The organism is Shewanella sp. AC91-MNA-CIBAN-0169 (assembly GCF_040310165.1).
Lineage (GTDB): Bacteria > Pseudomonadota > Gammaproteobacteria > Enterobacterales > Shewanellaceae > Shewanella.
Genome location: NZ_JBEOPM010000024.1, coordinates 36,041 through 50,717 on the forward strand (window position 1 = coordinate 36,041; position 14,677 = coordinate 50,717).

The window sequence follows — 14,677 nt, forward strand, 5'->3', positions numbered from 1 at the left end:
ATCAGTTTAGATATTCCAGGGATTAGGTTTATTACCTTTCGGCGAGGCTGGCGCTTTAGCTGTTTTGGTTTTTCTAAAGTCAGCTGAAGCCGTTTTCGATTTGCCTAAACTCAGCGTAGGTCGGTCTGTCGCTGAGGTTGATTTATGCTGACGATTTTTTGGGATAAAATTCAACACCGAAATAGGAATAGGCTTAGATGGTTCAAAACCGACTATTTCTTTGCGTTCAATTAAATGCCCCAAACGACTTTCAATCATACACAGGTTTTTAAAGTCATCATTGGACACAAAAGAAATAGCGACACCAGCAGCACCCGCACGACCGGTTCGACCAATACGATGAATGTAGTCATCGGCCGGATAAGGCAAGTCATAATTGATTACACGAGATAAATCGTCAATATCAATACCACGCGCCGCAATACCGGTAGCTACTAGGTATTTAATGTTACCCGATTTAAAATCAGCTAAAATTTGTTCACGCACCGGCTGGCTGCGGCCACTGTGAATACACTCAGCAGCAATATCACGCTTTTCAAGCTGACTGACTAATTTAGCGGCACCTTGCTTAGTTTCGATAAAGATTAGCGCTTGATTCCACTCTTCGGTTTTAATTAAATGACTTAATAAAGCTGATTTTTTATCTTTATCAACCGTCGTTAACCACTGCTCGATTTTCGGTGCTGAATCGCGATCAGCAATCACCGAAATTTCCACAGGACGCTTAATGGCCGTTTTCGCTAACGCACGCACTTGGTTTGATAATGTCGCGGAAAACAATAAACTCTGACGTTCAGAAGGTAATTTATCGATGATTTTATTAATATCTTCGATAAAGCCCATGTCGAGCATTCTATCGGCTTCATCAAGCACCAACACTTCAACTTCATCAAAGTGCACAGCACGTTGGGTATATAAGTCAAGTAAACGTCCTGGTGTCGCCACCAAAATATCCACACCATCAATTAAGGCTTGTTTTTGCGGCTTCTCATCAACCCCACCATAAATGGCGATAGAGGTTAACGATAAATGCTTGGCGTACTGAACTACGTTGGCGTGAACTTGCACTGCGAGTTCGCGAGTTGGGGTTAAAATCAACGCTCGAATACGTTTTGCACGCTGGGTTTCAGTGTCGGCTAAGCGTTCTAATATTGGTAATACAAAGCTTGCGGTTTTACCGGTGCCCGTTTGCGCCGCGGCAAGCAGGTTCTTACCCTTTAAAATAACCGGAATAGTCTGTTGTTGAATCGGTGTCGGCTGACTGTATCCCACTTCATGTAGGGCATTGACAATCGTGTCGCGTAATCCAAGTGTCGAAAAAGGCATGAAAGTGGGTCTCAGTAGTAAAACAAGAATAAAGCATTATAGAGGCTACGCATAACAAGCGCTAACACCTCGTTAATATAAAGTCATACTAGACAACGGCGAGACGAAGCATCAGCCAAATTGTCAGTATTGTATTAAAACACAAATGAAAAAAGACGTCCGAAGACGTCTTTTTTCATAATATGGCGGTGAGCGAGAGATTCGAACTCTCGTTAGGGATAAACCTAAACACACTTTCCAGGCGTGCGCCTTCAGCCACTCAGCCAGCTCACCAATTTGTGACTGACTTTTTATCCATACCATTAAAAGACATCAGATAAAAAGGCAGTACTTAATACTTGATTCTATTGAGTGGGATAATTACCTCTCAACAATACAAAACCACTTAATACTAACCGCGGCAGTGCTAATCGAGGCGTACTTTACGCAAATGATGATAGCGGGTCAAGCTAAAAATCCCCACTATCAAGCGTTTGCACAAATGCACAGCAACTAGCAAGCTAACTAACCTATTAAGGTAGGGAAAAGTCCTTTAACACCCGCGGCGATCACTTCAATGCCTAAAGACAACATCAGTAGACCCATTAGACGAGTAATAACGTTAATGCCAGTTTTACCTAATAGTTTAAACAGCATTGGCGCCATACGAAATAAACCCCAACTAACAAGACCTAAGATAATAATGGTTAAAAACATACCAATGTAGTTGGTTATTTGGTGATGCTCCGCCGCAAACACAATCACCGCACTAATGGCACCAGGACCAGCCATTAATGGCAAAGCTAAAGGGACAACCGCAACAGACTCCATACCTGAAGACTCACGGTCTTCTTCTTGGTTGCGTTTCACTTCACTGATTTTACCTTGCAGCATCGACATGGCAATAATACAAATCAAGCTACCACCGGCAATACGAAAAGCCGATAATGAAATACTGAACATACTAAGAATGTAATGCCCTGCTATTGCCGTCACCAATAAAATGACCACTACGGCAAAGTTTGCCACCCGGTTGGTATGTCTACGCTCAACTTCAGTTTGATGGCTGGTTAAGCTAACAAAAACAGGTAATAACCCTACTGGGTTAATAATGGCTAATAGTCCTAGAAAGAACTTGATATAAAGCATGAAATCCACTTGGTATAACCCTCTTGATATTACCTGTATTGAAGCTCGATTCTGAGGGCGCTAATGTAGCTGAAACATTGCCATTCCCCAAATGAAATTTTTTATATTTGATAGACCGTTTTACAATACAAAAACTAATGCAACGTCTATTATTTGTGTTTTTACATCATAATGACAGTTAACGTAAACACGCACTTTTAGTTATTTTATTTCACTATACAGTTCTAATTAGCATCAATATGATGATTTAACCTACAACATAACTTAAAATCTTGTTTGTCTGTGGTTAACCTACATATTATTCAACAAAATAAGAATAGCCTTATGATGAAAAATACTAACGATAGCGGAGTTTTTATTTCTCCTAAAAGTATACATTTAGCCGGTCAGTTTATTTTGACAGTATGTAAGTGTATTTTTTAGGTAAACAGTATATATCGATTCCAGCATCACCTTGACTAATGAATAACTCATTACCTCTGGTAAAACTGCGATTGGCTTGACCCACAATATCCGAAGCTACAATAGCTTAGGCACAAAAAAGAGATGTTGCCAGTGGCAACATCTCTTTTAATTAACTCTGAAAGTAACTCTGCTGTGAAGATTAGGCCATTATTTCAATACTGACCTGCGTAAACCCTCTACAGAGAAACTACACACTATTTAACCTGAACTCGGGATAAGAGACAAATATATGATTATAAAGATCATAGTCTTATACGTTAACAACTCTCAAACTTGTCATTTGTTTTACGAACAAGGCGAATTGACGCGTCAATAGCGGGTCTATTGCAAGTTAATTCAACAACGTTAGCAAGGCAAAGAGCTGTTTGAGAGACATTTGTTATCCCAATTTCAGGTTATTTAGCTGTCCAACGATCCATCCAGCCTAGTACATTCTTGTACCATAGCTGTAGGTTATCTTGATTTAAGATCCAGTGATTCTCATCTGGAAATACCAATAGCTCTGAAGGAATACCTTTACGCTGCATAAAGGTAAATGCAGCAAGACCTTGGCCATAAGGTACACGGTAGTCTTTTTCACCATGGATGACGAGCATCGGCGTTTTCCAGTTTTCAACATAGTTTACTGGGTTAAACTTTTCATATAGCTCTTTGTTTTGATCGTATGGGCCACCGAATTCATATTCAGGGAACCATAATTCTTCTGTAACGTAATACATAGAACGCATATCAAACAAACCAGCATGGTCGACTAAACACTTGAAGCCATCGTTCCATTTACCTTGGAACCAGTTCATCATATAGCCACCGTAAGAACCGCCCAGTGCACATGCATTGTTAGCATCTAACCAAGGTTGCTGCGCGGTAACTGCTGCCATGCCTTTTTTAAGATCTTCAAGCGGTTTTCCGCCCCAATCCTTGCCAATAGAGTCGGTAAACGCTTGACCATATCCAGTAGAACCATGGAAGTCGACCATCACTACGCCATAGCCTGCACCCGCCCATAACTGAGCATTCCAGCGGCTGCTGAAACTGTTACCAAATGAGCCTTGTGGGCCGCCGTGTACCAGGTAAGCTATTGGGTATTTTTTACCTTCTTCATAGTTAACAGGTTTGATCCAATAACCATGAACGGTTTCGTCATTCCAACCTTTAAAGTTGAACTGTTCAAAATCACCAAACTTAATATCTGCTAATTTTTCACTGTTGACGTTGGTTAGCTGTTTAAGTTGTTCACCTTCTAGTGACACACTGAATAAATCGCCAGGTTCAACTAATGATGACTTCTGGAAAATGAGACGATTACTGGTCACAGCCACCAGGCTGTTACTGCCTTGGTTGTAAATAGGACGCACATCACCAAACTGAGTGTTCACTTCAAAAATGGTCACTTGCCCAAGATCTTGTGCTGTCACATACAAAGTACGACCATCGGCACTAAAATTTAATGAACTCGCGCTGCGATCCCACAATGGTGCGACTTCTTTTTCCTGACCTGTAGCATTGTCACGTAACATAATGCGGGAGCGATCAGCTTCGTAACCCGCCTTGGTCATGGCTAAATAAGCAAGATAACGACCATCGGCAGAGAAAGTTGGCTGGGCATCCCATGCTTGGTTATCTGGGGTTAAGTTAACCGTTTCACCGCCAGCTACAGGCACTTGCCATAAATCGTAATTAGTTGTCCAAGCTTGATCACGGCTCGGCGCTTTCGCGCTATAAACAACGTACTTACCGTCTGCAGTAAAGGTAACCTCTTCCATACCAGAAAATGGCTTAGGCGGTGTTTCAGTGTCACGGCCCGCTGTAACGTTTGTTGCTGTGGTAATTTTGTTGCCATTAAGCGAGGCAACAAACAAATGATTACGTGCATGATCTTCCCACGTGTCCCAATGGCGTACCATCAACTGCTTGTATTCGCGGCCAGTGCTTTTACGTTCAGCTTCGGCAGTAAACTTGTCTTTTGAACACGCTAAGTCTTTACACTCTGGAAATACCCGCAGCGTCATAACAACTTGCTTACCATCGTTAGACAATTTGTAGCCATTGATATCTAACGGTAAATCAGTAACCGCGATAGCTTCTCCGCCATCAAGGGCCAATTGGTACAATTGACTGGTGCCGGTGCGCGTGGCGAGAAAATAAATCGATTTTCCATCGGGCGAGAAGCTGACGTCGTGTTCAGTACCGGCTGCCGAGGTAAGTTGCTTTGGCTTAGCATTTTTATCGTTCAAATCGAGAAGATAAAGATCTGAGTTGCCCTCGCCTTTATCATCAACCACTTTTACGCCGTACACCATGGTTTTACCATCATTTGATACGGCCGCTGAATGCAACTTATTTAAGTTAACCAGTTGCTGAACATTAAAAGCTGCGGGCTCTGCCGCAGACACTGATGTTGCCATGCCAGCAGCAACCAGTGCGAATAATACAGAAGACTTTTTCATTGTTATCATGTCTCAGTTGTTTAAATAAAACGTATTACGTTTAGGCCACAAATACAGCCAATATCAAACGTAATCATAAAATGTATATTGCAGACTAACCAAAGCAAAACGCTCAGGCAACAAGCCTTTTGTAAAAAGCTGTAAACCCGAGCGTTTAATCACATTGACACTTATCGCTTATGTCTAAGCACAATGTTATCGATGGCTTACTTATTAGCTTTACTGTTAGCGATGTTAATTTTCCAAATCGCTGGGCCAGTTTCGTGCGCATTAACACCATTGGTATCAACCGCCACGGTCACTGGCATGTCTTGCACATCAAATTCGTAAATCGCTTCCATGCCTAAATCTTCAAATGCGACAACACGTGATTTCTTAATCGCTTTCGACACTAGGTATGCCGCGCCGCCAACAGCCATTAAATACACTGCTTTGTGCTTTTTAATTGAAGCAACCGTTTCAGGACCACGCTCAGACTTACCAATCATGCCCATTAGGCCTGTTTGGTCTAACATCATGTCAGTGAACTTATCCATACGGGTTGCCGTTGTTGGGCCTGCAGGGCCAACCACTTCATCACCGACTGGGTCTACTGGGCCAACGTAATAAATAAACTTACCGGTAAAATCGACACCTGCTGGTAAACCTTCACCAGATTCAAGCAACATTTGAATCCGCTTATGAGCAGCGTCACGGCCGGTCAGCATTTTACCGTTGAGTAATAAGGTATCACCACTCTTCCAAGTTTCGATTTCAGCTTGGGTGACAGTATCTAAATTGACACGGTGAGTGTTTTCACCCGCTTCACGAGTAATTTCAGGCCAATCAGATAACGATGGTGGTACTAAATCGACTGGGCCGGTGCCATCTAGATGGAAATGCACATGACGCGTAGCCGCACAGTTAGGGATCATCACTACCGGTTTAGACGCTGCATGAGTCGGTACCGATTTAATTTTAACGTCTAATACTGTGGTTAATCCGCCCAAACCTTGAGCGCCTATGCCTAAATTATTTGCGCGTTCAAAAATGTCTAAACGAAGCTTTTCTTCTGTGGTCTCTGCACCACGAGCCATCAACTCATGAATATCAACAGGGTCCATTAATGATTCTTTGGCCAGAACGGCCGCTTTCTCAGCAGTACCACCAATACCTATGCCTAACATCCCCGGTGGGCACCAGCCCGCGCCCATTGTCGGTAATGTTTTTTCTACCCAAGCTGCGATATCGTCTGACGGATTAAGCATGGCCATTTTTGATTTGTTTTCCGACCCACCACCTTTAGCGGCAATCATCACTTCTATTTGATTACCAGCAACCATGTCAATATGAACCACTGATGGTGTGTTGTCTTTGGTATTTTTACGCGCACCGGCAGGGTCTGACACTATTGATGCACGTAATGGATTATCTGGATTGGTATAAGCACGACGTACACCTTCATCGACCATTTCTTGAACTGTCATGTCAGTTTTATCCCACTGAACAGACATACCAATTTTAACAAAGGTGGTGACAATTCCAGTGTCTTGGCATAAAGGGCGTTTGCCTTCGGCTGACATACGGGAGTTAATCAGAATTTGGGCAATGGCGTCTTTCGCTGCAGCGCTTTCTTCACGCTCGTAAGCTTTGGTCATTGCATCAACAAAGTCTTTGGGGTGGTAATACGAGATGTATTGCAGAGAATCAGCAATACTTTCAATAAAGTCAGCTTGTTTAATCACGACAGCTTGACTAGATATAGGTGAATGAGTTGTAGAGTGAGATGTGGTATTCGTCGACATATGGGGTGCTCCAGCAGCCATTGCGGCCTAACATGGTTATCGTTTTTATTAGAATCGATTTAATATTAACTATTAAGACCAATATGATACTCTTTCCATCCTTTTTGGGCTACATCACATTTTAGATAAGGGTTATCGATGTCTGCGCGGGCAAAAAACGCACTCTTCATGCAAAAACTGGACTGGAAAATAGACACAAAGCAACTATTTTCACTGGTAAGCCACCAGCCATGGGCGATATTACTCGACTCAGCCAATGCTCCGCACCAAGATGCCAAATTCGACATCATCGGCTTTAATCCTATTGCAACGTTAACCAGCAGCGATGGCATCAGTCAATTTAGTGCCAAAGACTCGGCCATCAAAGCACTCAATATTAAAATAGATAGCCACGCCAACCCCTTTAACACATTAGCTGAACTGCAAGCGCGGTTATATCCTTCAGCGCAAGACAGCCAACATCCATTTAGTGTCGGAGCCCTGGGCGCATTTGGCTATGACCTGGGCCGAAATATTGAAAAGCTGCCACAAATTGCCATTAAAGATATTCATCTTGATGATATGAATATTGGTTTTTATGATTTTTCATTCGTCTACAGTTACGTTGATAAATCTTGGTATGCTTACCATTATGATGGATCTGAAGCGTTAAAAGTTGAGTTGAATTTAATTGAATCTAAAATACAAAAATCAGCCAGTAACGCGATAATATCAAGGCCTTTCAGATTAACTACGGCTTGGAGTAATCAGATAGACAGTCAGCAGTATCAACATAAATTTGCTCAAGTGCAGCAGTATTTATTGAGTGGTGATTGTTATCAAATCAATTTAACCCAACGATTTGAAGCTCAATATCAAGGAGATGAATGGCAAGCTTATTGTGCTTTATCCCTTGCAAACCAAGCGCCTTTTTCGGCATTTATGCGAGTTGATAACCACTGCATGTTATCTATCTCACCAGAACGTTTTATTAAACTTAACGATCAATATATCGAAACTAAACCCATTAAAGGTACCATGCCGCGCCATCATGATCCCATTTTGGATCAACAAGCCGCTAGCGCATTAATCACTTCCGAGAAAGATCGTGCCGAAAATGTGATGATTGTAGACCTACTCAGAAACGATATCGGTAAAGTCGCCGCCCCAGGCTCGGTTAAAGTGCCGACGTTATTCGCCATTGAAAGCTTTCCTGCGGTGCATCATTTAGTCAGTACGGTGACTGCCACACTTGCACCACACAAAACAACATTCGATTTACTTAACGCCGCCTTTCCTGGAGGGTCAATTACCGGTGCGCCAAAAATCCGCGCAATGGAAATCATTGAAGAATTAGAACCGTCCAGACGCAACCTTTATTGCGGCAGCATCGGCTATATAAGCCAAAATGGAAACATGGACACCAGTATTACTATTCGTACTTTGGTCACTGAAAATAATCACATTTATTGCTGGGCAGGTGGTGGTATTGTTGCCGACTCCAATGGCGCTGCGGAGTATCAAGAAAGCTTTGATAAAGTCAGTAAAATATTACCTTTGTTGGCGAATCTAAATCAGCAACAAACAACGGTCGACAATCATTAATATACTGACGCTTCCCACTGGAGTGGATGATTGCGAGTAGATGATTGCGTGTAAAGAATAGTCGTTAGTAAGATTGTCACCAGCAGAATGGCGGTAATAGCATTAATTCAATGGTGCAAGCGCTTAGACGAGTTAAAAGTGAATAGTTGCTTATCTAAGTGGATAAGCCATGAAAGTACTCAAGCTAGGTTTATCTTACTCACAGCGCCCATATTGAGTACGCTTGTTAACTTCAGTTAATGAATTCTAGGCTCAGATTATCTTTTGTTATCAAAGGTCAGCAACCTTAATATTTTCTAGACATCATCGATTTTAATAGCATTACCTTATGCTTGAATCTGTTTTTTAATCCGTGTTTTTAAACCATTATTTATAATATTCACTCAAATTACCTCCAAGCATGAACGATCGCTCAAAAACATATTGAGCATTCGTTCAAAACCTGCTTAAATACACTTCTTACTTATTAAGGAGTTCACATGATTAAATTTTATTTCCATCCAGGCCCTAACCCAATGAAAATTGCCCTGTTCCTCGAAGAAACAGGCCTTGAGTTTGAACTCGTGCCAGTGGATACCTTAAAAGGTGAGCAACATAGCGCTGAATTTAAAGCAATTAACCCAAACAGTAAAACACCCGCCATTGAAGATAACGGCGTGCGTGTATTCGATTCTAATGCCATTCTTTTATACCTTGCTGACAAAACCGGTCAATTAGCTGCAACCCCGGAAAATCGTGGTGAGCTTCTGTCGTGGTTAATGTTCGTCGCCACTGGTTTAGGCCCTTATTCTGGTCAATGTGTCCATTTCACTCACCATGCACCAGAGAAAATAGATTACGCAACAAACCGTTATCAACGTGAAACTCAGCGCCATTACCAAGTACTTGACGCACATCTTGATAACCGTGAGTTTATCGTCGGTGATGAATTGAGCATTGTCGATATTGCTGCATGGGGTTGGGTTGATAAAATCGGCTATGTATTAGGCCAAGATGCCCTTGCCACTTACCCGAATGTTCAACGCTGGTTTAACAGCATCAACAACCGTCCTGCAGTTGAACGCGCCAGAAACATGGGTAAAGACATTCAATTTAAAGCAGAATTTGATGAAGACGCAAAACGTGCGTTTTTCCCACAAAATTATGTTATCTAAGCAAAATAGATTTTAATCGCGTTATTTTAATCGCGTTATAAAAGGCTTGTGGATGATATCCATAAGCCTTTTTTGTATTGCCTACTTGGCCCCAATCTTGCTGTAACGCCACTCTTGCTGTAACGCCACTGTGCACACTATAGGTTTCTATCTATACAATGTTTTTAAGTTTATATATACAGCTTTAAAGTTGATTTACACGGTTTTTAGGTTTGATATTTAGCTGCAACTGGTTGTTTATAAGCTAATGATCGCGTTTATGCATGTAGATTAAGCGTATAAATCATGAATACAATTTGTTATTTTTATCCACTTTGACACGAATTTACTTGTTCTTGCGGCGGTATTTTCCTACTGTTATTGAAAATGATTATCAATGAGGTTACTCATGAATACCCATCTTCAACATCAAATCAACCAATGGCTCAATAACGATCCCGACCCACACACCCGCTCACAACTGCAAACGTTAATCGATAACGGCAATGAAACAGAACTAGCGGCACGCTTTGCGGGTCGTTTAGCATTTGGCACTGCAGGGCTAAGAGGCGAAGTGGGTGTTGGCCCTATGGCGATGAACCGTTTGGTTATCCGCCAAACTACTGCCGGTCTGGGGGCTTACTTACTCGCGCAAATCGACAATGCTGCCGAGCGTGGTGTCGTGATAGGTTACGATGGTCGTCATGATTCCTTTACCTTTGCCCATGATGCCGCAAGTGTATTAACCGCTATGGGCATTAACGTGCATTTAACCTATAAGGTTGCCGCCACGCCGTTAGTCGCTTTTGGGGTAAAACATCTTAACGCTGCGGCTGGCATTGTGGTTACTGCAAGTCATAACCCACCACAATACAATGGCTATAAAGTCTATTGGGAAAATGGCGCACAAATTATTCCTCCTCACGACACAGGCATAGCCGCCCAAATTACTCGGGCTGCCACTCAGGCGATTCCCTTTTTAGCCTTAGATGACGCAATATCACAAGATAAGCTTACTTGGTTACAAGACGATTTCTATCAAGCCTATCGCCAAGGAATACGTGAAGCTAAAGAGCTGCAATACCACAGCGGACAGGACAAGGTCAGTTTAGCTTACACCGCAATGCACGGTGTTGGTGCCGACATGGCTGAAACGGTATTAAATGATGCTGGTTTTACCCAAGTGTATTCAGTGGCGGCTCAACGTGAACCTGATGGCGACTTTCCTACGGTAAACTTTCCAAATCCTGAAGAAAAAGGCGCAATGGATTTGGTGATTGCAGAAGCCAAAAAGCACCATGCTACACTCGCTTGTGCCAACGACCCTGATGCTGACCGCTTTGCTGTTGCCGCTCGCACTGAAAATGGCGACTACCAAATGTTGACAGGCGACCAAGTTGGAGTGTTATTTGGTCAATACTTACTCAGCCATGCACCTAAAAATCAGCAACTTACTGGCACTACTATCGTGTCCTCAAGCCTGTTGTCTAAAATTGCCACTGAGTTTGGTAGCCAAAGCTATACCACTCTTACCGGCTTTAAGTGGTTAATGAATGTCGGTATTGCCAAGCACCAAGCTGACAATCAGTTCTTATTCGCTTATGAAGAAGCGCTCGGCTACACCATTGGTAACTTAGTGTGGGATAAAGATGGATTATCGGCATTAGTGGCCTTTGCCCAACTGACTGCAGAACTTGCAGATAATGGACAAACCATTTGGGATAAACTCGAGCAGATTTATCGCCAACATGGATTTCACCTTAATAAACAAGTGAGTATTGCCCTTAATGCTGACACGCCAAATATTGGTGCATATTTACGCGAACATCCACCCGTGAAAATTGGTGAGTATGCGGTGATCTCGACCGACGATTTAAAAAGTCTACAGCGCACTGCCGCTGATGGCAGCAAACAAGCCATTGATTTACCTAGTAGCGATGTGTTGATTTATGCCTTAGAAGGTGGCGCTAGAGTCATTGTTCGCCCGTCGGGTACTGAGCCAAAAATTAAATGTTATTACGAAGTGGTTGAAACCATGACAAGCTCGGACACCTGGGCATCGGCACAAACTCGTGCAGAGGATGCCATGGCGACCTTCATTACATCTCACCAAACGAGCTTACCCAGCTAGCGGCTCATAAAGCGATTAAGTCTCATTAACAATACTTAAGCCTCATTAACAAAATAAATGTTAAACGCCTGTTACTAGTAGCAGGCGTTTGTTTATGGCTGTGGGTAGTTGTGACCACAATGGAGTAATTATCGCCTTTAACTAGATCAGAGTGTCATGAGATATGCCTGATTGAACTAACTAAGCCTATATTAAAGCGACCTATGTACCAGCGAAAATGACCTATAATGTTACAAAATTACTCATAACGTTATCGCAGGATTGCTAATGTATAAAAGTCTCGTTTCTTTGGCCGTTATTGCCAGTATTTCAGCCCCAGTAGCAATCGCTGCAGAAGAAGGTGAAAACCTAGAGCGCATTCAGGTTATTGGATCGCGTATTGCCCTTCGTACCGCCACAGACAGTGCAACCCCTGTCGATATTATTACTTCAGAACAACTTGAAGCAACAGGTATAACCGAAACCGCTAAGGCATTGCAGTTTGCTGCGCCCAGCTACAGCTTTCCATTCTCGTCAATTACCGATGGCAGCGACGCGGTTCGCCCTGCAAGCTTACGAGGCATGTCACCTGATCACACTTTAGTGTTGGTAAATGGTAAGCGTCGCCACGGTTCAGCATTGGTTCACTTAGCCGGCACGTTAGGCAAAGGTTCATCAAACGTTGACCTTAACGCCATTCCAATGACTTCAATTAAGCGGATTGAAATTTTACGCGACGGTGCATCAGCGCTATACGGCTCTGATGCGATTGCTGGCGTCATCAACGTCGTGCTGAAAGACAGCGACGAAGGTGGCAGCATTGCCGCCCAGGTTGGCCAAACCTATGAAGGCGACGGCGAACAAGTTCGCTTAGGCATTAATCAAGGCTTTAGTTTTAGCCAAGACGGCTTTGTGAATGTGTCTTTAGAAGCACATCAGAAAAATTCAACCAATCGTGCCGGTTTTGATTCACGTCAGCAATACCCGACCCTAGCAGATGGTAGCCTTGATCCACGTGAAGCCACATTCGATCGTAAAAATCATCATGTTGGCGACAGTGATTATGACAACTACGGTTTATTTGTAAATGCTGAGCAAGGGTTAGATACCAAGGGTAAGCTTTATGCCTTTGGTGGTATTAGCAAACGCAGCTCAACTTCAGGCGCTTTTTATCGTCGTGCGTTAGATTCTCGTAACGTTATTGAAGTGTATCCAGACGGCTTTTTACCGCAAATAAGCCCAGAGATTATCGATTACTCTTTAGTCACTGGTTATGAGTTTGAGTTGGGCCAATGGGAAATTGATTCATCAGTTGGTTTTGGTAGCAACAGCTTTGAATACAATGTTGAAAACAGCATTAACGCTTCGCTTGGCCCTAACAGTCCAACAAGCTTTGATGCTGGTACATTGTCAACCAGTGAGCTGAATCTAAACTTAGATGCTTCAACCTACTACGATTTTGCCAATGACTCTGACTTACTCGTGGCAATGGGTATCACATGGCGCGAAAGTGGCTATCAAATTGAAGCTGGCCAAGAAGAATCGTATATCCAAGGCGATTACCAAGATAAATCGGGTGGTAGCCAGGGCTTTGGTGGTTTCACTAAAGAATCTGAAGTAGATGAAGACCGTACAAACCTTGGTTTGTACATCGAACTTGAAAACCAACTTACCGATGACTTTTATTGGGCGGCAGCGGTTCGATATGAAGACTATTCAGATTTCGGTGGCAATACCAGCTGGAAATTGTCTGGTCGTTATGAGCTAACAGACCGAGTGGCACTTCGTTTAACCACTGATACAGGTTTTCGCGCGCCAAGTGTACAACAGCTTTATTTTACCAACGTATCCACTTTCTTTGACCCTGATCCGGTCACTGGTGAATTTATTCCTAGAGAGTCAGGTACCTTTAACCAGTTATCACCGGTTAGAGCTGAGCTAGGTATTCCCGATCTTAAAGCGGAAGTATCACACTCTTATAGTGCAGGTATTGTTTACACTGGCGACAATGGTTTTGCAGTGACATTAGATGCTTATGAAATCAATGTTGATGACAGAATCATTTTGTCAGGTTCTATCGACAAAGAAAGCTCACCCGCCATTGCAGCCATTCTTGAAGGCACCAATGCCGACTCGGCGCGTTTCTTTATGAATGCGGTTGATACTAAAACTCAAGGTGTAGACTTAGTTATCACTCAAGGTTTTGACCTTGGTGAATACGGCGATCTAAAAGCAAACCTTGCTTACTCATACAAAGAAACTGAAATTGAGTCAATTTCTTTGCCTTCGATCCTCAATGGATTAGAAGACGAGCTATTTGATAATATTGAAGTCGTTCGCATGACGGAAGCCAATCCGAAAAATACCGCTAACATCGGTTTTACTCATCAATATGATGACTTCACCACTAACTTACGTTTCAGCTATTTCGGTGAATATACCGTGGGTTATTCATCTAGTGAAGTAGAATATGGTGCGAGATGGACCACTGATTTAAGTACTCGTTACCGTGCAACCGATAACCTTTCAGTAACGTTAGGGGTACAAAACCTATTTGATACTTATCCAGAGAAACGCCCAGAGGATAATAATTTTAACGGCATATTTGTATACCCACTGACCAATACTCCGTTTGGATTTAACGGTGGTTACTATTACTTAGATCTACGTTATACCTACTAAAAGATTAGTTATTAGTGA

The 14,677-nt window shown here is 42.6% G+C and carries 8 protein-coding genes and 1 tRNA gene; 4 read left to right on the forward strand and 5 right to left on the reverse strand.

Going from position 1 to position 14,677, the window contains the following annotated elements:
- Nucleotides 1-6: 6 nt before the first annotated feature.
- From AAEY98_RS17715 to AAEY98_RS17735, 5 genes are all read right to left on the reverse strand, one after another.
- Nucleotides 7-1,326 carry a DEAD/DEAH box helicase gene (locus AAEY98_RS17715; protein WP_335692005.1) on the reverse strand — a complete coding sequence of 440 codons (1,320 nt, stop codon included), beginning with the start codon at nucleotides 1,324-1,326 and terminating at the stop codon, nucleotides 7-9.
- Between the two features lie 183 nt (nucleotides 1,327-1,509).
- Nucleotides 1,510-1,599, reverse strand: a tRNA-Ser gene (locus AAEY98_RS17720).
- Between the two features lie 231 nt (nucleotides 1,600-1,830).
- A complete protein-coding gene (locus tag AAEY98_RS17725) occupies nucleotides 1,831-2,454 on the reverse strand; it encodes a YchE family NAAT transporter (protein ID WP_194956085.1) in 624 nt (207 codons plus the stop codon).
- Between the two features lie 860 nt (nucleotides 2,455-3,314).
- Nucleotides 3,315-5,375: a dipeptidyl-peptidase 5 gene (locus AAEY98_RS17730; RefSeq protein WP_502959653.1), complete on the reverse strand. Its 2,061-nt coding sequence runs from the start codon at nucleotides 5,373-5,375 to the stop codon at nucleotides 3,315-3,317.
- A 197-nt stretch (nucleotides 5,376-5,572) separates the two neighbouring features.
- Nucleotides 5,573-7,150, reverse strand: coding sequence for a fumarate hydratase (locus AAEY98_RS17735; RefSeq protein ID WP_101087056.1), 1,578 nt, complete (start codon nucleotides 7,148-7,150; stop codon nucleotides 5,573-5,575).
- Between the two features lie 138 nt (nucleotides 7,151-7,288).
- Here AAEY98_RS17735 and pabB point away from each other — a divergent pair, with 138 nt between their 5' ends.
- The 4 genes from pabB (at nucleotide 7,289) to AAEY98_RS17755 (ending at nucleotide 14,659) form a co-directional block, all read left to right on the forward strand.
- Nucleotides 7,289-8,734 (forward strand): aminodeoxychorismate synthase component I, encoded by a 1,446-nt coding sequence (gene pabB / locus AAEY98_RS17740; RefSeq protein ID WP_351018531.1) that lies wholly within the window; start codon nucleotides 7,289-7,291, stop codon nucleotides 8,732-8,734.
- Between the two features lie 479 nt (nucleotides 8,735-9,213).
- Nucleotides 9,214-9,888 carry a glutathione S-transferase family protein gene (locus AAEY98_RS17745; protein WP_335692008.1) on the forward strand — a complete coding sequence of 225 codons (675 nt, stop codon included), beginning with the start codon at nucleotides 9,214-9,216 and terminating at the stop codon, nucleotides 9,886-9,888.
- Nucleotides 9,889-10,276: 388 nt separating this feature from the next.
- Complete coding sequence (locus AAEY98_RS17750) at nucleotides 10,277-11,998, forward strand: phospho-sugar mutase (protein ID WP_351018535.1); 1,722 nt, start codon at nucleotides 10,277-10,279, stop codon at nucleotides 11,996-11,998.
- A 267-nt stretch (nucleotides 11,999-12,265) separates the two neighbouring features.
- Entirely contained in the window at nucleotides 12,266-14,659 is a 2,394-nt protein-coding gene (locus tag AAEY98_RS17755) for a TonB-dependent receptor plug domain-containing protein (RefSeq protein WP_335692010.1), read from the forward strand.
- Nucleotides 14,660-14,677 lie beyond the last annotated feature (18 nt).